This is a genomic window from Hyphomicrobiales bacterium, assembly GCA_030688605.1.
Classification (GTDB): domain Bacteria; phylum Pseudomonadota; class Alphaproteobacteria; order Rhizobiales; family NORP267; genus JAUYJB01.
In genome coordinates this window covers 1-18,369 of the sequence record JAUYJB010000122.1, presented here as the reverse complement: position 1 = coordinate 18,369, position 18,369 = coordinate 1, and the positions used below count along the sequence as shown (strand labels likewise).

The window sequence follows — 18,369 nt, the reverse complement described above, 5'->3', positions numbered from 1 at the left end:
CCTATTCATTCGGCATGAAAGGCAATTTAGCGACCACCGCGCCGGCAAGAGCGCGCCCGTCAGCCGCGATCGTGGAACCCTCAAGCCGCAGGCTGACGGGGGGACCCTCCTCGATTGGCGGGACGCCGCGCTGCGGCATGTGGGACCCCCAGCTCGTCCGGGCGATTGCGGCCTCCGCATCGAGCCGAACGGCCGAGCGGATCCAGGCCGTGGCTGCTCTCGGCAAGGACCGATCCACGGCCGGTCCCGCATCATCCATCCTGACCACCGCGACGCCGAGCTTCTCGCCGACGCGGCGCGACAGTTCCTCGCAAAAGGCGACCTCGAAGCTCCGGTTCGTCTCGCTGTCGCGGCCCTCGACGACACAGGCAATCTCGATCGTCCTCAGCCCGACGGTCAGCGGGTGCGGCATCGCTGCGTGGGCATCGCCTGTCATCAGACCTATCGAAACGGCAATCATTGGAACTGCTTTGCTCAGCCAGACCATGCGGCCTCAAACGTCCACCTTCAGCCGAGCCCACCGCGCGGGCCCTCACTGAAATGAGACGACCGCGGTCAAGCCGGCATGCACCGCCAGCTTGCCCTCCAACCCGTTAAAATAGCACTGTCAACAGCTTTCGAATCTTAATGGCATTTCGAGGGCCACCGTCTTGCCTGGCCCCGATTCATCATGAAGAAAGTCTTGCCGCCCGGCCCGGCGGTACGCTAGGCGACGCGGTGCGCGTTCCGATCGACGAGCCAAATCAGCCTTCCCGGAACGCCTTCCGGAAGCTGTCGCGGATCGGACGGACCAGATAATCGACGAAGGTCCGCTCGCTGATCCGAATATAGGTGTCGACCTGCATTCCAGGATAGAGGTCGGCCTGGTCGATGCCGGTGCCGGCGAGTTCGACAAGGCGCAGGCGGGCGAGGTAATAGGGCTGCTGCGTGTTCTCGTCCACCAGCCGGTCGGCCGAGACATACGTAACCTGCGCATTGACGACCGGAGTGGTGCGCCGGTTCAGGGCGCTGAGACTGACCGCCGCCGTCTGGCCGACCTTGACGGAGTCGATATCCTCCGGCGGGACCCGCGCCTCGATCAACAGGTCCTCGCCGTCGGGAAGAATTTCCAAAAGCCGCTGTCCGGATTGGATCACCTCGCCCGGCGTGTGAACGCCGAGCTTGACGACGACACCGGCCACGGGGCTGCGGATGACGATGCGATCGAGGATGTCGTCGGCCGTACGGATCTGTTTTTCCACGTCCTGGAGCTCCGCCCGCGTCTGGCTCAAATTGGTGGAGGCCTCTTCGCGGCGCGCGGTCTTCAGCCGAGCCACCTCCTGCTCGATCTGGGCAATCTGCTGGCGCGCGGAGGCGATCTTGGCGATGTTCTCGCCCTTCTCGCCAAGCAGGGCGGCCTGCGAGCGCTTCAGCGCCAGAAGCCGCTCCTGGGTCGCGAACCCCTTCTCGAACAGTCCCGAAAGATCGGCGACCTCCTTGTCGACCAGATCGAGCTGCTGCCCGAGCGCTCGGTTCTGCGCCTCGATCCCGGCGATCTCTTCCTGATATGCGCGCATTCGCTTGCTCAGAATGCCGATCTCGTCGCGGTGACGGCTAAGCCGCGCGTCGAACTCCGCGCGCTGGTCGTCGAGCAGCCGTTGCAGCCAGGGATCGGCGCTACGCCTGGCAAGCGCGTCCGGGAACACGCCGATTTCCGGCCGTTCGCCGACGCCCGCCTGCAGCAACTGCGAAGAAATCTGATCGGGCCGCAGCAGACTTTCATTGCCGTCGCGCTCGGCGAGAAGGCGCGCCTCATAGGCCTGCAACGTATCGCGCTTTGCCGTCAGCCGGTTCAGGTTCGTTTCCGCCGCCGTCCGGTCGAGAACGAAAACCGGCGCATCGGCATTCACCCGGTCGCCCTCGCCGACCAGGATCTCCTTGATGATGCCGCCTTCGAGATGCTGGATGATCTTGTTGTGGCCGCTCGCGACGAGGACGCCGGGCGCCACGGCGGCCCCGGCGATCGGCGCCGTCGACGCCCACACCCCGAGGCCGCCGAAGAAGGCCAATATCCCCATGAGACCGAGGATCGCCGGCCAGCGCACGGAAAGCAGCACCTCACAGGCCCGTTCCTGGCTACGCGGAGCCGGAATCATTGGCGACCCTCCTCACCGGCACCAGCCGCGCCGTAACCTTGCCGCTGGTTGCATGTTTCTCCTCCGGGGTCCGAGGTTGCGGCGGCCGCGGCACGAGGTGCGGAAGAACCTCGTTGCGCGGACCGAAGGCCTCGGCGCGCCCCTCCCGCAGCAACAGGATCTTGTCTACCGCCTCGAGGATCGACGTGCGCTGAGTGACCGTCACCGTCGTCGTCTTACGCGCCTTCGCCGCCGCGATGGTCTCGGAAAGCTGTTTTTCGCCCTCATAGTCGAGATGCGCATTGGGCTCATCGAGAATGACGAAGGTCGGCGACCCGTAGAAGGCCCGGGCAAGCGCGATCCGCTGGGTCTGGCCTCCCGACAGGGGCCGGCCGCCGGGCCCGACCCGGGTCTCGTAGGCCTCCGCCAATTGCGTCACCAGCTCGTGCACGCCGGCGCGCTTGGCCGCCTCGACGACGTCCTCATCGCGCCTATCCGGGTCGAACCGCGCGATGTTTTCGGCGATCGTTCCCGGCATCAGATCGATCGATTGCGGCAGATAGCCGAAATGGCGGAAGCGGGCCTCATCCGGCCACACGGCGATGTCGGCCCCGTCGAGGCGCACACAGCCGGACGCAGGGGTCGCCGCGCCGGCAAGAAGACGGGCAAGCGTCGACTTGCCGGCGCCGCTCGGCCCGACCACCGCCAGCGCCTCGCCGGCCTCAAGCGAAAAGCTGATCCCCTTCAGGATCCGTTCCTGTCCGGGCGAACCGGGTGCGGTGAACACCAACCTCTCGACCTCGATCCGGCCCTCGGGGTCGGGCAGCTTGGTGCGTCTTTCCGCCGTGCCGGTCTCCTGGAACAGCTGCTTCAGCCGCTTGTAAGCGAGGCGCGCCTGGGTCAACGACTTCCAGCCGCCGACCGCCTGCTCGATCGGCCCCAGCGCTCTGGCGGAGACGATCGAGGAGGCGAAGATCATGCCCGCCGTCATCTCCTCGTGCAGAACGAAATAGGCGCCGAGGCCGAGAACGGCGATCTGCAACAACAGGCGGAAAAACCGGGTCATGGCGAAAAAGGCCGCGTTGCGGGTCCCGACACGGTCCTGGCCGATGAGAGCGCCGATCTGGCCGCCCGTCCATTTGGCAAGACCCGCATCGAGCATGCCCATGGCCTTGATCGAGTCGGCGTTGCGGATCAGCGACTGGGCCGTGATCATGCTCGCTCGCGCATCGCGCAGGGCCTCCCGCTGCGGGCCCAACGTGACAGCATCGTTGGCCGCGGCGAGACAGACCAGCAGCAAGGCCCCGAACAGGGTCACGTAGCCCAGCACCGGGTGGATCAGGAATACGAGCACGACAAAGATCGGCGCAAACGGCAGGTCGAGCAGGCTGAGCGCCACCCGGTTGCCGATGAAACCGCGCACCAGGGTCATATCGCGCAGCGGCTCGGCCCCGAAACGCTCCGGCCTCTCATCGCGCACCAGGCGTTCGAGAACCGCAGGCGACACGCCGACCTCGAACCGCGCCGCCGCCCGGCTGGCCATGACCCCGCGCACGCCCTCCAGCAGGCCGAAGACCGCCAGGGCCAGGACCGCCAGGATCGTGATCATCACCAGCGTGTCGGCGCTGCGGCTGACCAGAACCCGGTCGTAGATCTGCAACAGGTACAGAGGTACGGCCAGGACGAGCAGGTTGAGGAATAGAGAATAGACGCCAATAAGGAAGAATATCCTCCGAACAGGCGCCATTGCGCTAATCATGCCATCAACTCCACGGCCCGACGCCGCCCGCTTGAGCAATTCATTTATTCATAAAATTCCAAATTGATACTTCTCATGCAACACGAATTGTCTATCTTACATATCTACACTCACAGTAAACATGTTCTAGCTTCAAATATTCTTTACAATAGTGATAATATAGCCGATTCTTTAAGAAATTGCCATGTCGTGTGGCCAATTCGATGGCGTCGCAATCAAAAGCGCAGTGGGTCACCGGCTGCAACATTGGATGCGGGGCGCTGCGGAGCGACCTGAGGCGACAGGCTCAGGCGCCAGCCTCGGCCTGCCAGCGCCGGTAGAAGCGCGGCGCGACCTCTCTCAGCCTTCGATCGTCCATGCGGCCGCTGCGCGTCATGTAGTCGTAGGCGAACGCGGTCGGCGAGAGGTTCATGCGCTCGGCGAAGCGCTCGTACCAGCGGGCGCTGGCGAGCGCGCCGGACAGGATCTTGTCGACCACCGGCCGCCTCTCGGCGAGGAAACGATCGAGCGCGCGCTCGACGTTCATGTCCTCCGCCGCAAAGGCGTTGGCGAGCGCCAGCGCGTCCTCCATCGCAAGTCTCGTGCCCGAGCCGATCGAGAAATGCACCGTACGCAGGGCGTCTCCGAGCAGCACCGCATTGCCGTGGTACCAGTTGCGCACCTCCAGAACCGGAAAATTGCGCCAGATCGACTTGTTGGAGATGAGCGGGTGGCCGCCCAGCTCCTCGGCGAACACCTGTTCGCAATAGGCGCGGCTCTCGGCGTCGTTCAGGGTCTCGAAGTCGGCCCGCCCCCAGGTCTCCGCGTCGCATTCGACGATGAAGGTGCTCATGTCGGGCCGGTAGCGGTAATGGTGTGCGACGAAGGCGCCATCCTCATTCTGTTTGAAGGTCAGGGTCAGTCGCTCAAAGGGCTGGGTCGTGCCGTACCAGACGAACTTGTTCGACAGATAGGAGAGATTGGGCCCGAACGCCTTGGCCCAATGCGCCCGCACCGACGAGTTGACCCCGTCGGCGCCGACCAGAAGGTCGGCCCTGGCCCGCGCGTCGAGGTCTTCGACGCGGGTCTCGAAGCCGAGCTCGACACCGGCCGCCTCGCATTCCCGATACATCAGCTCCAACAGCTCCAGCCGCCCGATGGCCGAAAAGCCGTTGCCGTCGATCGCCACCGTCTCGCCGCGATGGGCGATGCCGAGATCGTCCCAGGTCTGCATGTTGCGGTGCAAGAGCGTGTACGTTTCCTCGTCTCCCTCGCGCAGGAATTCCAGAGCCCGGTCGGAGAACACGACGCCGAAGCCGAAGGTGGCGTCGCGCGGATTCTGCTCGCTCACGCGGACGCGCAAGCCCCCGCCCGTGCGGCGTTTCATCAACAGCGCGAAATAGAGACCAGCCGGCCCGCCGCCGATGATTTCGATGTGCGTCAAATCGGATTTCCTCTTCTCTTTCGGCACGCCTTATATGCTAGACACCGTTCGTCTTGGAAGCCAACGAGTTGCCGCGACGGGGGTGCCATGCTGAGCGGAGAGTTTCAGGTCCGGGTCTATTGGGGCCACTGCGACCCGGCCAAGATCGTCTATTACCCGAACTACTTTATCTGGGTCGACCATGCCGGCCACGAGCTCCTGGAAAAGGGCGGCCTCGACCAGCTCGGCCTGCGCAAGCGCTACGGCCTGCGCGGCACGGTTCTCGGCAATGTGCACGCCGAGTTCAAGAGCCCCGCCTTTTTCGGCGACATCATCGATGTCTTCTCCGAGGTCGGCAGGATCGGCCGCTCGACCTTCGAGATCGTCCACGACGTGATGCGCGAAGACACGCTGCTGGCCAAGGCGAAGGAGCTGCGGGTCTGGGTCGTGGACGACGAGAACAGCCCGACGGGGATCCGCGCCGCGCCGATACCCGACACCGTGCGGGCCGTCCTTGAAGGCCGCGCATCGCAATATTGACTGACGCTCGCATCGCCCGCCCCGGCGCGACTTGAAGCCGTCCGGCCGGCACTGTACGGTCGCTCGCGTCCGGTCTCCACGACCTTTTCACGCGCATATCGGAACGAACCGCATGACCGTGAAGAACGGCGTTATCGAGACGATCGGAAATACGCCGCTCATCCGCCTGAAGCGCGTCTCCGAGAAGACCGGCTGCACGATCCTCGGCAAGGCGGAGTTCCTCAATCCCGGCCAGTCGGTCAAGGACCGCGCGGCGCTGTTCATCGTTAAGGATGCGGTCAAGCGCGGCACGCTCAGGCCGGGCGGCACCATCGTCGAGGGCACCGCCGGCAATACCGGCATCGGCCTGGCGCTGGTCGGCAACGCAATGGGCTTCAGGACGGTCATCGTCATCCCCGACACCCAGAGCCAGGAAAAGAAGGACATGCTGCGGCTTTCCGGCGCCGAGCTGATCGAGGTCCCGGCGGTCCCCTACGCCAACCCGAACAATTACGTGAAGGTCTCAGGAAGGCTTGCCGAGATGCTTGCCAAGGAAGAGCCCAACGGCGCGGTGTGGGCCAACCAGTTCGACAATACCGCCAACCGCGACGCGCATTATTTGACAACCGGGCCTGAGATCTGGCGCGACACCGACGGCAAGGTCGACGGCTTCGTCTGCTCCATGGGCACAGGCGGCACCATCGCCGGCGTCGCCATGGCGCTGAAGGAGCGTAACCAAAGAATCGTCACGGCGCTCGCCGACCCGGAAGGCTCGGGCATCTATTCCTTCCTCAAGCACGGCAAGTTCGATCCGGCCGGCACGTCCATCACCGAGGGGATCGGCAACAATCGCGAGACCGAGAATCTGAAGGGAGCGCCGGTAGACGAGGCCTATAAGATCCCCGACACCGAGGCGCTTCCCTATGTCTTCGATCTGCTCGAGCATGAGGGGCTGTGTCTCGGCGGATCGAGCGGGATCAATGTCGCCGGCGCCATGCGGCTCGCCGAGGCGCTGGGGCCGGGCCGAACCATCGTCACCATCCTTGCCGACTATGGCACGCGGTATCAGACCAAGCTTTTCAATCCCGCCTTCTTGCGCGAAAAGAAGCTGCCGGTGCCGGCCTGGCTCGAACGGCGAAGCACGATCGACATGTCCGAGGTGCTGAAATGAGCGAAGCGCTGTTTCGCGACGACGCGTATCTGAAGGACTGCGCGGCGACGGTCAGCGCCGTCAACGAGCGCGGCGGCGTCGTTCTCGACCGCACGGTGTTCTATGCCGCCGGCGGCGGCCAGCCCGGCGATTCTGGCGAGATCGAGCTCGAGGACGGGCAGAGGATTGCGATCGCCACGACCGTCTATGGCGAGGACCGCGCCGACATCGTCCATGTGCCGGCGGAACCCGGCCCGCTGCCGGCCGCGGGCGAAAAGGTCGTCTGCCGCCTCGACTGGCCGCGCCGCTACGGCCACATGCGCATCCACACCGCGCTGCATCTTCTCTCCGCGGTGCTCCCCTACCCCGTCACCGGCGGCCAGATCGGCGCCGATACGGGCCGCCTCGACTTCGATATTCCCGACGCCGGCATGGCGGATAAGGAGGAGATCGCCGAGCGGCTCAACGCCCTGATCGCCGCCGATCATCCGGTCGGCTTCGAATGGATCACCGATGCGGAGCTCGCCGCTAAGCCCGAGCTCGTCAAGACCATGGCGGTCAAGCCGCCCATGGGCTCCGGCCGCATCCGTCTGGTGCGCATCGGCGCCGGCGTCGACCTGCAGCCCTGCGGGGGCACGCATGTGCGCTCCACCGCCGAGATCGGCCCCATCGCGGTCACCAAGATCGAGAAGAAGGGCGCCAAGAACCGGCGCGTGCGCATCGCATTCGCCTGACGGGAGGACAGGCCATGGAACTTGCGGGCTCGTGCCGTTGCGGCTCGGTACGGTTTACCGTCGCCGCCTATGCCCCGGTGCCCTATATGCGCTGCTATTGCTCGATTTGCCGCAAGACGGCCGGAGGCGGCGGTTACGCGATCAATCTCGGCGCCAAGGCCGACACGCTCAAGATCCTGTCCGGCGAGGGGTCGATCCAGGTCTACCGCGCCGTGATCGACGGCGAGCCGAGCCCGTTGGAGCGCCGCTTCTGCAAGCTCTGCGGCTCGGCCTTGTGGGCGTGGGACCCGCGCTGGCCGGACCTGGTTCACCCGTTCGCTTCGGCCATCGACACGCCCTTGCCGCGGCCGCCCTCGAACACCCATATCATGCTGGACTTCGCCGCGCCCTGGGTGAAAATTGCGGCGGGGCCGGGGGACGAGCAGTTTCCGCGTTACCCCGACAAATCGCTGGCCGACTGGCACCGCGCCCACGGTTGGCCCAACGAAGAATAGGGTATGGGAGAGCGTTTTCGCATGATTGGCAACCCAGGTTTGCTGGTCTCCACGGAATGGCTTGAAACCCATCTCGCGGCGCCGGACCTGGTCGTGCTCGACGCCTCCTGGTATCTGCCGACCGCGAAGCGCGACCCCTATCGGGAATACCTCAACGGACACATCCCGGGCGCGCTGTTCTTCGACATCGACGACATTTGCGACGAGACCAGCGACCTGCCGCACATGCTTCCTTCGCCGGCGAAACTGTCCTCGCGGGTGCGCAAGATGGGCATCGGCGACGGCAAGCGCGTCATCGTCTATGACGGCGCCGGCATGTTCTCCGCCGCCCGCGTCTGGTGGACGTTTCGCGTCATGGGCCATGACGATGCAGCGGTGCTCGACGGCGGCCTGCCCAAATGGCGGGCCGAGAACCGGCCGCTCGATGAAGGCCCCGTCGAGGGCCAGGAGCGGCATTTCACCGCCCGCCGCAACGCCGGCATGGTGCGCGATCTGAACGACATCATCGCCATTGTCGAGGGCCGCGACGGCGCCGCCACGCAGATCGTCGATGCCCGCTCGTCGGACCGCTTTTGCGGCAAGGCGCCCGAGCCGCGCCCGCGGCTGCGCTCGGGACGCATGCCGGGCTCATTCAACATTCCTTACGGCGCGCTGCTCAATCCCGACGCCACCTTCAAGTCGGCGGCGGAAATCCGGAGGGCCTTCGAGGCCGCCGGCGTCGACCTGACAAGGCCGATCGTGACCAGCTGCGGCTCCGGCGTCACCGCCGCGATCCTGTCTCTGGCGCTCGAGTTGATCGGTCACCACAACACATCCCTCTACGACGGCTCGTGGAGCGAATGGGGCGCCCGCGACGATCTGCCGGTGGAGACGGGTTAGGCCGTTGCGCCTGTTCTAAGGCCGCCCCATATCGGCTGCCATGGGACGGTTTCTCATCATTGCCGGGGCGATCTTGCTGGTGCTCGGGCTGCTGTGGCCATGGATCGGCAAGCTCGGACTCGGCCGTCTGCCCGGCGACATCGTCATCGAGCGGGAGAATTTCACGCTCTACCTGCCGATCATGACCTCGGTCATTCTCAGCCTGCTGTTGACCGCCCTGCTCTGGTTTCTCGGCAGGTAAGACCCGCGATCAGTGCAAAATCTGGCTCAAGAACAGCTTGGTGCGGTCGTGCTGCGGGTGGTGGAAAAAGACCTCCGGCTCGTTCTGCTCGATGATCTGCCCGTCATCCATGAAGATCACCTGGTTGGCCACTTCACGAGCGAAGCCCATCTCGTGGGTCACCACCAGCATGGTCATGCCGGAGCGCGCCAGATCGACCATCACGTCGAGCACCTCCTTGATCATCTCTGGATCGAGCGCCGAGGTCGGCTCGTCGAACAGCATGATCTTCGGGTTCATGCATAGTGAGCGGGCGATGGCCACGCGCTGCTGCTGGCCGCCGGAGAGCTGGCCGGGATATTTTTTCGCCTGCTCCGGGATCTTGACCCGCTCCAGATATTGCATCGCCGCCGCCTCGGCCTCCGCCTTCGGCATCTTGCGCACCCAGATCGGCGCCAGGGTGCAGTTTTCCAGCGCGGTGAGGTGCGGAAACAGGTTGAAGTGCTGGAACACCATGCCGACCTCGCGCCGGATCTCGTCGATCTTTTTCAGATCGTTGGTGAGCTCGGTGCCGAAGACGACGATCCTGCCCTTCTGGTGCTCCTCCAGCCGGTTGATGCAGCGGATCATGGTCGACTTGCCCGACCCGGAAGGTCCGCAAACGACGATGCGCTCGCCCTTGAGGACCCTCAGATTGATATCCTTGAGCACATGGAAGTCGCCGAACCATTTGTGCATGCCGGTGATTTCGATGGCCACCTCGTCGGAAACCCCCATCGCGGCAGTTTCCGGATCATGTCCGTTTCCGGCTGCCGGCGTCTCCGGCCTGGAGCTGGATTCGATTGCCTTTTTCGCCGCGACCGCGAGCTTCGTGGTCTTGCGCGCGCGGGTTCCGCCGGCTTTCTTCGCCGTCGATGCGCTGCGGCTCCTGGTCGGTGTCTTTTCCATGCGCGTGCTTCCTTCGTTATCGCCGCCGGCCGGCACTCAGGCGCTGCTCCATGAACATCGAGTAGCGCGACATGCTGAAGCAGAACACCCAATAGATCAGGGCGGCGAAGACATAGGCCGTGTGGCTCTGGGTCGGCGTAGCCCAGGTCGGATCGGTGAAGCTCAGTTGGATGATGCCGAGCAGGTCGAAAAGACCGATGATCAGCACCAGGGTCGTATCCTTGAACAGGGCGATGAAAGAGTTGACGATGCCGGGAATCACAAGTTTCAGCGCCTGCGGCAGGACGATCAGCCGCATCATCTGCCAGTAGCCGAGGCCGAGCGCCTGGGCGCCCTCGAATTGGCCGCGCGGGATCGCCTGCAAGCCGCCGCGCACCACCTCGGCCATGTAGGCGGCGTTGAACAAGGCCACCCCGATCAGCGCCCGCAACAGCTTGTCGAAATTCACGCCCTCGGGCAGGAACAACGGCAACACGACGCTGGCCATGAACAGCACCGTGATCAGCGGCACGCCGCGCCAGAACTCGATGAAAATAATCGAGAACAGCTGCACCACGGGCATCTTCGAGCGGCGCCCGAGCGCCAGCGGCACGCCGAGCGGCAGCGAGGCGACAATGCCGGTCATCGCCACCACGAGCGTCACCAGGAGACCGCCCCAAAGCGGCGTCTCCACATGCTCGAGGCCGAACCAGCCGCCGATCAGCAGCACGAAGGTCGCGACGGGAAAGATCACCAGCAGAAAAATCGCATTCCAATTCTTGCCCGGAATGGCGGGAATCGCCATCGGGACCAAGCTGGCGACGAGCATAAAAAATACCAGATTGACGCGCCAGCGCTCGGCATCGGGATAACGGCCATAGACGAACTGGCCGAGCTTGGCGCCGACATAGGCCCAGCAGGCGCCAACCGTCTCCTGCCCTTCGCGTTGCAGGCAATCCTCGCGTCCGCTGCCCTGCCACACGGCATTGACGATCGTGAACTCGAAGATCGGCACGAAAATCACATAGGCGAGATAGACGCCGATCAGGGTGAGCAGAGAGTTCCACCAGTTGGAGAACAGGTTCCGGCGCATCCACCCCAGCACGCCGGTGGACAAATGCGGCGGCTCCAGCTCGGCGACCATTTCGCGGCGCACGAAGACGAGGTCGGAGTTGGCCATTGCGCCCTTCTACCGCTCCACCAGCGCCATGCGGGCGTTGTACCAGTTCATGAACAGTGAGGTCAGGATCGACAATGTGAGGTAGACGGCCATGGTGATCAGCAGAACCTCGACCGCTTGGCCGGTCTGATTGAGGGTCGTGCCGGCGAACACCGAGACGAGATCCGGATAGGCGATGGCGACGGCGAGCGAGGAATTCTTGGTCAGGTTCAGATACTGGTTCGTCAGCGGCGGAATGATGACCCGCATGGCCTGGGGAATGATCACCAGGCGCAGGGTCGGCATGCCCCTCAGCCCGAGCGCGTGGGCGGCTTCCGTCTGGCCGTGGCTCACGGCGAGGATGCCGGCGCGCACGATCTCGGCGATGAAGGTCGCGGTGTAGAGCGTCAGCGCCAGGAGCAGCGCCACATATTCGGGAATAAGCACCATCCCGCCCTGGAAATTGAAGCCTCTGAGGACCGGAACCTCGAAGGTGAGCGGCGCCCCGCCGATCAGGAATACGATGAGCGGCACGCCGATGATCAGTCCCACCGAGGTCCAGAAAATCGGAAACTGCTGGCCGGTCTCGTATTGCCGCTTGCGCGCCCAGCGGGCGATGAAATAGGCGCCGATGCAGGCGACGAGAAAGGCCCACGGCGTCGCCCCGAATCCTGCCTCCGGCACTGGCATCGGCATGAACATCCCGCGCGAATTGATGAACGTGCCGGCGCCAAGGTCGAGGCTCTGGCGCGGCGAGGGAAGGCTGCGCAATACGGCGAAATACCAGAAGAAAATCTGCAGCAGCAGCGGGATGTTGCGCAGCACCTCGACATAGAGAGTGGCGAGCCTGGAGATGATCCAGTTCGGCGACAGCCGCGCGACGCCGAGGATGAAGCCTAAAATGGTGGCGAAGACGATGCCGACGACGGCGACGGCAAGCGTATTGATCAGCCCGACCAGGAACGCCGCGCCGTAGCTCGACTCCTCGACATAGCCGACCGCCCAGGTCCCCAGTGTCGCGACCACGCCGAAGCCGGCGGTGTTGCTGAGAAAGCCGACCCCGGTCGCGATGTTCTGCTTCGCCAGGTTGGTGACGGTGTTGGAGACGATTTCGTAGCCGAACCACACCACGGCGAGGATAAGCAGGACCTGCGCCGCGAGCGCGCGTATCTTCGGATCGTAAAGGAGCGGCACGCGCGCGTGCTCGTCCCTGTCCGGTCCGACAACATCTTGAACCGCCATGCTCGACCCGTCGTCCCGGGCGAGGCCTATCCCCGCTCGTTCGTGCTTCCGGGGTGGTCATGCCGCGGCGCCCTCGCCCCAAGAGGCGGCGACGCGCAACCGGTCACCGAAATAATCCGGGGGCCCATCGCCTCGTCCGGATCAGGGCGGCGACGGGCCCCGATGCCTCGCCTAGCGGATCGGCGGCGCGTATTGCAGGCCGCGTTGGGTCCACAGCGCGTTCAAGCCGCGGGCGATGCCGAGCGGCGTGTTCGGACCGACATTGCGGTCGAACACTTCGCCGTAATTGCCGACCAGCTTGATGATATTGTAGGCCCAGTCATTGCCGAGCCCGATCGCCTCGCCAAAGGCGCCTTCCGTGCCGAGCATCCGCTTGATCTCCGGATTGTCCGACTCCTTCATCTGGTCGGCATTGCCGCTGTTCACCCCGAGCTCCTCGGCGTTGACCATGGCGAAATGGGTCCATTTGACGATATTGAACCACTGGTCGTCGCCTTGCCGGACCACCGGTCCGAGCGGCTCCTTGGAGATGATCTCGGGCAGCACGACGTGTTCGTCCGGATTGGTGAGCTTCAGCCGCTGCGCGTAGAGCTGCGAGGAATCGCTCGTGAAGACGTCGCAGCGTCCCGAATCGTAGGCCTGCACGGTCTCGTCCGCCTTCTCGAAGGCGACGACCTCGTATTTCATCTTGTTGGTGCGGAAATAGTCGGCGAGGTTCAGCTCCGTTGTCGTGCCGGTCTGGGTGCATACCGACGCGCCGTCCAGTTGCAGCGCGCTGGTTACGCCGAGCGACTTGCGAACCATGAAGCCCTGACCGTCATAATAGTTGGTGCCGGCGAAGTTCAGACCGAGTGAGGTGTCGCGCCCCATGGTCCAGGTGGTGTTGCGCGACAGGATGTCGATCTCGCCGGATTGCAGCGCCGTGAAGCGCTCCTTGGCCGACAAGGGGGTGAATTTGACCTTGCCCGGATCGGCGAAGATCGCCGCGGCAATCCCGCGGCAAAGCTCAACGTCGATGCCGGTCCAATCGCCCTTGTCATTGGTATTGGAAAAGCCGGGAAGACCCTGGCTGACGCCGCACTGAACGAACCCCTTCGACTTGACGTCATCGAGGGTTGCCGCCGACGCGGCGGACACCGCCAGGGTCAATCCTGCCCCGAGCAGCAATGGACCCACAACCGTTTTCATGTCGAAACTCCTTGTTCTGAAACTTAAAGCCACTCCCCTGCGGCGGCGCTCTGCGGCGAGCGCCGCCTCCCCTTCCTGGAAGCCCGGGTAGGATTCACATGACGTACTGGCGTCCCAACTCCCTCCCAGGACCTTGTCCTATCTCAGGCGATTAAGCGACTTTGGTCAAGCCTGACGCACTATACCCATCGTCCGCTGGCATTGCGCGGGCGAAATGCTAGTGCATTTGCGGGCCATATGGAATCATTGAGCTGGCGAACGCCGTTTATCCCTCTCATCCGGCATCCGGCCCGGCAATCGGACGAAGTATCATGGCTGATACCCCACGCGGCGACAGGAAAAAGGGAGCGGCGACCAGGCTCGTCCATGGCGGCCGTCACCCGGCCGAGCACCATGGGTTCGTCAATACGCCGGTTTATCGCGGCTCCACCGTCCTCTACCCGAACGCTGCGGCGCTGGCCGCCGGCGAAGTGCGCTATCCCTATGGGCGGCGCAACACGCCGACCATGGAAGCGCTCCACGAGGCGATCGCCGAGCTCGACGGCGCGGCCGGTTGCCTGACCGCCCCCTCCGGCCTTGCCGCCATCTCCAACACGCTGCTCTGCCTGGTCGGCGCCGGCGACCACATTCTGATGACGGACTGCGTCTATTTTCCCACCCGCCGTTTCTGCGACCACGTCCTGGCCAGCCTCGGCGTGGAGACGGAATATTACGACCCCCTCATCGGCGGCAGGATCGCCGACCTGATGCGGCCCAACACGCGACTTATCTATATGGAAAGCCCGGGCTCGCGGACCTTCGAGGTGCAGGACCTTCCGGCCATCGCCGCTGCCGCCCACGCCGGCGGCGCCTTGGTCGTTATCGACAATACCTGGGCGACGCCGCTCTACTTCAGGCCGCTTGACAAGGGCGCCGACATCTCGGTCTACGCCGGCACCAAATATTTCGGCGGCCACTCCGACATCATGCTCGGCGCGGTCACCGCCAACGAATCTGTTTGGCCGGAGCTGCACACGGCCTGGTATAATTTCGGCAATTGCGCCGGCACCGAGGAGATGTTCCTGGGGCTGCGCGGCCTGCGCACCATGGGCGTGCGCCTTGCCCGCCACATGCAATCGGCTCTCGAGATCGCCCGCTGGCTCGCCGACCGGCCGGAGGTCGACATCGTCCTGCACCCGGGGCTCGAAGGCGCCCCGGGGCACGAATTGTGGCGGCGCGATTTCACCGGCGCTTCGGGCCTGTTCTCGGTGATCCTCAAGCCGGCGCCCCGCGCGGCGGTCGACGCGATGCTCGATGAATTGCAGCTCTTCGGCCTCGGCTATTCGTGGGGCGGGTATGAGAGCCTGGCGATTCCCTTCGATCCGGCCGCGCGCCGCACGCCGCCTGCGTGGGAAAACGCGGGGCCCGGCTTGCGTTTTCATATCGGTCTTGAGGATGTCGACGATCTGAAGGCCGATCTTGCCGCCGGATTGGCCAAGCTCGGGCTCGCCGGCCGGCGCTGACGCGCCCGCTGATGCCGCCGGCTCCTGCCGGCCGCCCCGCCCTCTGCCTGCGGCCGGCAAGGTAGCGTTCCTGCCGCTGTCGCCGGCTTCCGAGGCCCCCCAGGCCCTCTTCGCTCGCAAAACGTGTATGAATATTCTAGGACAACTTTGTCGGGCAAATGTAAAAAATTCCGACATTTGAGATTATTTCTATGGAACAATGAATGAATTCTCGTATCCTTTGCGGTAATGATAAGTGGTGCGAAGGCGTATGAACCCATAAGCAAGTGTTATATTTTCCTGGATGGAATAACTCGATAGCTGAACCCCGCATGAAACCGGTCAATCTTCCCACGGACCTTCTGCGCTCCTTTGTGACCGTCAGCGACCATGGCGGCTACACCAAGGCGGGCGCCATCCTCGGCCGCACCCAGCCGGCGATCAGCCTGCAAATGCGCCGCCTGGAAGACCTGGTCGGAAAAAAGCTGTTCGCGCAGAAGGGACGCCACCTGGCGCTGACGGCCGACGGCTCGGCGCTGGCCGTCTATGCCCGCCAGATCCTGCGCCTCAACGACGAAGCCATTGCCAGGTTCGGCGCCGCCGAATGCGAAGGCGAGATCTCGATCGGCGTCCCGTCCGACTATGTTGGCGAGCATCTTCAGGACCATGTGGCGCGGTTCATCCGCGAGCACCCGGACGTCACGATCAAGATCATAAACCGATTGAGCCCCGATCTTCTGCAATGGCTGGCCAGCGACGAATTGGATGTCGTCGTCGCGGTCACCGCGCAGCAGGTCAGCCGCCATCTGGTGCGCGCCTGGGTCGAGCAACCGATATGGATCATGAGCAAGGGGGCCAAGCTGCATCGCACCGCGACGGTGCCGCTTGCCGTGCTTCCGAAGACGTCGGAGTTCCACAAGGGGATGATCATGGCGCTGGACGCCGCCTCGAAGCCCTGGCGCATCGCCCATTGCAGTTGCAGCCTGCCGACCTTGCTCGGCGCCGTCCACGCCGGCATCGGCGTCGCCTCGGCCCCCCGGCACTTGCGGCACGGGCCATTCCAGGTGCTGAGCGAGCGCGACGGTTTCCCGCCGCTGGAGCGGCTCCATGTCGGGCTCTTCTACAAGCACGACCGGCTGTCCGACGCCGCCTTCAAGCTCGTTGACCGGCTGCACAAGAGCATCGACGAAATCGTCGGAACGGCCGCGGTGCCGAATCCCTAAATGAGACCGCGGGTGACGTAGAGCTTCAGCCAGTAGGTATAGTTCGGCGAATCGGGGGCCTCGGCCCGGAACGCCCCCAGATCGCGCCAGGCCCAATCCATGACTTCTTCCGGATCGGGCTCGATCGGCCCGTCATACTTGCCAAGAAAGAGATGCACGATCTCGTTCTCGGTCATGCCGCCCTTGAGGGGAACGGTATACTGGGTCTTGGCCCGCCATTGCAGCGCCGGGCAATAGATTCCCATCTCCTCCAGGAGACGCCGCCTGGCGCCCGCCTCAACCGTCTCGCCAGGGCGCGGATGACCGCAACAGGCGTTCGACCACAGACCGGGGGAATGGTACTTGCTGAGCGCCCGGCGGTGCAGCAGGATCTTGTCCTCGTTGAACAGCATCACCGAGAAGGCCCGGTGCAGGAGGCCGCGCCGGTGGGTTTCCATCTTTTCCTCGCGCCCGACCTCGGCGTCCTTCTCGTCGACCAATATGACGTATTCCGTCATCCCCTTCTCCTCGATTTCGGCCGCCGCTCAGCGCAGCGCGTAAAGGCCTGTGAGCGTCACCAGATAGGTGGCGAAGACACATACCGAATCTAGCCCCATGATGCCAAGTTTGAAGCGCGAGCGCAGCACCAGACCGCAGGTGTAGAAAGCGGTGGTCACGATGCCGGCGATCAGTGCGAACTGCGCCGAACGGTCGGCGTAGACGAGGATCGGGTCGCCGAGGAAGAAGATATCGGCCGGCAGGATCAGGGCCAGCATCAGGAGGTTGCTGCCGAAAATATTCGATATCGCCATTGTATAGGCGCCCATGCGCACCGCGGCGATGGTCACGCTCACTTCCGGCAGCGAGGTGACGGCGGCGAGAAGCGTTGCGCCGATAAAGCTTTCGCCGAGCCCGCTCTGCGTTGCGATTGCCTCGGCGGTGGCGACCAGGACGATGCCGCACACGAGGATCATCAGCGCCGCGGCGGCGACGGCCAGTATGAGCTGGCGCCGCGATGCGTCGGTCAGCGGGCCGCCGCCGGGAATGCGCACCCTCTCCTCGACCGCCTCGAGGATTTCGACCGGCGTCCACACCGTTTGCTCGTCGTAGCGGCGCAGAAGGTATACGACCGCGCCATAGGCGATGCCGACGATGAGGGCTCCGGCGCCGATTCCGGGCACGATCTCCACCTCGCCCAGCGTGAGCACCGCCAATGTCAGCGCCAGAAGAAGCACGAGAACGCCGCTTTCGAGGATCGACGTCGGCTTGCGCGGATAGGAGGTCAGCGGCGCGCGGCCGGCGAAGGCGTCGGCGACAGCGAGAATTGCCGTCTGCATGGCAATGCCGCCGAACATGTTGTTGAGCACCAGGTGGGCGGCGCCGGCGAGCGCCCCGGTCACGGTGGTGACGATCTCCGGCAATGAGGTGGCGGTCGCGAGCAGGACCAGCCCCATAAAGGCATGGCCGATGCGGTAACGGTCGGAAAGCTCGTCGGCATAGGCGGGAAGCCGGCTGCCCGCGTACCAGACGCCCGCGGCCGCGGCGGCAAAGATGAGCCCGTTCCCCCCCAAGGGCAGCCGCACCAGCGCCTCGACAAGATGCATCTGCGCTCCTTGCGTGGCCGCCGCCGCGGCCGGGCGGAAATGGTGCGCCTGGCAGGACTCGAACCTGCGACCCCAAGCTTAGAAGGCTCGTGCTCTATCCAGCTGAGCTACAGGCGCCCAATTCTCTCATCCCGAACCGCGCGCAAGCGCTGGTGCTAGAGCGGTTCATGGTTATAGGGAACCATTTGACCGGGATGATTTTGCGCCGTGGCCAGGCGCGGCTCGCCGGGCGATGCGGTGCATCGGCCAACAGCCGCAACACCGCCACGGCGCAAAAGAACCCGGCCTTCGGTGG

General features: G+C 64.5%; 18 protein-coding genes and 1 tRNA gene. 8 read left to right on the top strand and 11 right to left on the bottom strand.

Annotated elements, in window-relative coordinates; all coding sequences use genetic code 11:
- Window position 1: 1 nt before the first annotated feature.
- The 4 genes from Q8P46_12745 to Q8P46_12730 all read right to left on the bottom strand — a co-directional run bounded on the left by Q8P46_12745 (window position 2) and on the right by Q8P46_12730 (window position 5,296).
- The gene (locus Q8P46_12745; GenBank protein ID MDP2621021.1) at window positions 2–460 is read right to left on the bottom strand and encodes a hypothetical protein; all 459 of its coding nucleotides are present in this window, start codon (window positions 458–460) and stop codon (window positions 2–4) included.
- A 283-nt stretch (window positions 461–743) separates the two neighbouring features.
- Window positions 744–2,135: an HlyD family type I secretion periplasmic adaptor subunit gene (locus Q8P46_12740; GenBank protein ID MDP2621020.1), complete on the bottom strand. Its 1,392-nt coding sequence runs from the start codon at window positions 2,133–2,135 to the stop codon at window positions 744–746.
- Window positions 2,116–3,861 (bottom strand): type I secretion system permease/ATPase, encoded by a 1,746-nt coding sequence (locus Q8P46_12735; GenBank protein MDP2621019.1) that lies wholly within the window; start codon window positions 3,859–3,861, stop codon window positions 2,116–2,118. The genes Q8P46_12740 and Q8P46_12735 overlap by 20 nt, the downstream gene beginning before the upstream one ends.
- Before the next feature lie 298 nt (window positions 3,862–4,159).
- Window positions 4,160–5,296, bottom strand: a complete 1,137-nt coding sequence (locus Q8P46_12730) for an FAD-dependent monooxygenase (protein ID MDP2621018.1) — start codon at window positions 5,294–5,296, stop codon at window positions 4,160–4,162.
- Between the two features lie 87 nt (window positions 5,297–5,383).
- On the opposite strand from Q8P46_12730, the gene Q8P46_12725 reads away from it, so the two are divergent.
- The 6 genes from Q8P46_12725 (at window position 5,384) to Q8P46_12700 (ending at window position 9,292) form a co-directional block, all read left to right on the top strand.
- Window positions 5,384–5,815, top strand: coding sequence for a thioesterase family protein (locus Q8P46_12725; GenBank protein MDP2621017.1), 432 nt, complete (start codon window positions 5,384–5,386; stop codon window positions 5,813–5,815).
- A gap of 112 nt (window positions 5,816–5,927) precedes the next feature.
- Complete coding sequence (locus tag Q8P46_12720) at window positions 5,928–6,965, top strand: cysteine synthase A (protein MDP2621016.1); 1,038 nt, start codon at window positions 5,928–5,930, stop codon at window positions 6,963–6,965.
- The gene (locus tag Q8P46_12715; protein MDP2621015.1) at window positions 6,962–7,678 is read left to right on the top strand and encodes an alanyl-tRNA editing protein; all 717 of its coding nucleotides are present in this window, start codon (window positions 6,962–6,964) and stop codon (window positions 7,676–7,678) included. Before Q8P46_12720 ends, Q8P46_12715 begins: the two co-directional genes overlap by 4 nt.
- A gap of 14 nt (window positions 7,679–7,692) precedes the next feature.
- Complete coding sequence (locus tag Q8P46_12710) at window positions 7,693–8,172, top strand: GFA family protein (GenBank protein MDP2621014.1); 480 nt, start codon at window positions 7,693–7,695, stop codon at window positions 8,170–8,172.
- 21 nt (window positions 8,173–8,193) lie between these two features.
- A complete protein-coding gene (gene sseA / locus Q8P46_12705; protein ID MDP2621013.1) occupies window positions 8,194–9,051 on the top strand; it encodes a 3-mercaptopyruvate sulfurtransferase in 858 nt (285 codons plus the stop codon).
- A 40-nt stretch (window positions 9,052–9,091) separates the two neighbouring features.
- On the top strand, window positions 9,092–9,292 hold the full coding sequence (locus Q8P46_12700; protein MDP2621012.1) for a DUF2905 domain-containing protein: 201 nt from the start codon (window positions 9,092–9,094) through the stop codon (window positions 9,290–9,292).
- Window positions 9,293–9,301: 9 nt separating this feature from the next.
- Here Q8P46_12700 and Q8P46_12695 read toward each other — a convergent pair whose 3' ends face one another.
- The 4 genes from Q8P46_12695 to Q8P46_12680 all read right to left on the bottom strand — a co-directional run bounded on the left by Q8P46_12695 (window position 9,302) and on the right by Q8P46_12680 (window position 13,787).
- Window positions 9,302–10,114 carry an amino acid ABC transporter ATP-binding protein gene (locus tag Q8P46_12695; GenBank protein ID MDP2621011.1) on the bottom strand — a complete coding sequence of 271 codons (813 nt, stop codon included), beginning with the start codon at window positions 10,112–10,114 and terminating at the stop codon, window positions 9,302–9,304.
- Window positions 10,115–10,235: 121 nt separating this feature from the next.
- Window positions 10,236–11,378 carry an amino acid ABC transporter permease gene (locus Q8P46_12690; protein ID MDP2621010.1) on the bottom strand — a complete coding sequence of 381 codons (1,143 nt, stop codon included), beginning with the start codon at window positions 11,376–11,378 and terminating at the stop codon, window positions 10,236–10,238.
- A gap of 9 nt (window positions 11,379–11,387) precedes the next feature.
- Window positions 11,388–12,599 carry an amino acid ABC transporter permease gene (locus Q8P46_12685; protein MDP2621009.1) on the bottom strand — a complete coding sequence of 404 codons (1,212 nt, stop codon included), beginning with the start codon at window positions 12,597–12,599 and terminating at the stop codon, window positions 11,388–11,390.
- Window positions 12,600–12,770: 171 nt separating this feature from the next.
- Window positions 12,771–13,787 (bottom strand): amino acid ABC transporter substrate-binding protein, encoded by a 1,017-nt coding sequence (locus Q8P46_12680; protein ID MDP2621008.1) that lies wholly within the window; start codon window positions 13,785–13,787, stop codon window positions 12,771–12,773.
- 311 nt (window positions 13,788–14,098) lie between these two features.
- Here Q8P46_12680 and metC point away from each other — a divergent pair, with 311 nt between their 5' ends.
- Both metC and Q8P46_12670 read left to right on the top strand, forming a co-directional pair.
- Complete coding sequence (gene metC, locus Q8P46_12675; protein ID MDP2621007.1) at window positions 14,099–15,289, top strand: cystathionine beta-lyase; 1,191 nt, start codon at window positions 14,099–14,101, stop codon at window positions 15,287–15,289.
- A 311-nt stretch (window positions 15,290–15,600) separates the two neighbouring features.
- On the top strand, window positions 15,601–16,491 hold the full coding sequence (locus tag Q8P46_12670; protein MDP2621006.1) for a LysR substrate-binding domain-containing protein: 891 nt from the start codon (window positions 15,601–15,603) through the stop codon (window positions 16,489–16,491).
- Here Q8P46_12670 and idi read toward each other — a convergent pair.
- The 3 genes from idi to Q8P46_12655 all read right to left on the bottom strand — a co-directional run bounded on the left by idi (window position 16,488) and on the right by Q8P46_12655 (window position 18,191).
- On the bottom strand, window positions 16,488–16,988 hold the full coding sequence (gene idi / locus Q8P46_12665) for an isopentenyl-diphosphate Delta-isomerase (protein MDP2621005.1): 501 nt from the start codon (window positions 16,986–16,988) through the stop codon (window positions 16,488–16,490). The two genes, Q8P46_12670 and idi, sit on opposite strands and share 4 nt — an antisense overlap.
- 27 nt (window positions 16,989–17,015) lie before the next feature.
- Window positions 17,016–18,074, bottom strand: a complete 1,059-nt coding sequence (locus tag Q8P46_12660; protein ID MDP2621004.1) for a sodium:calcium antiporter — start codon at window positions 18,072–18,074, stop codon at window positions 17,016–17,018.
- A gap of 40 nt (window positions 18,075–18,114) precedes the next feature.
- A tRNA-Arg gene (locus Q8P46_12655) sits at window positions 18,115–18,191 on the bottom strand.
- Window positions 18,192–18,369 lie beyond the last annotated feature (178 nt).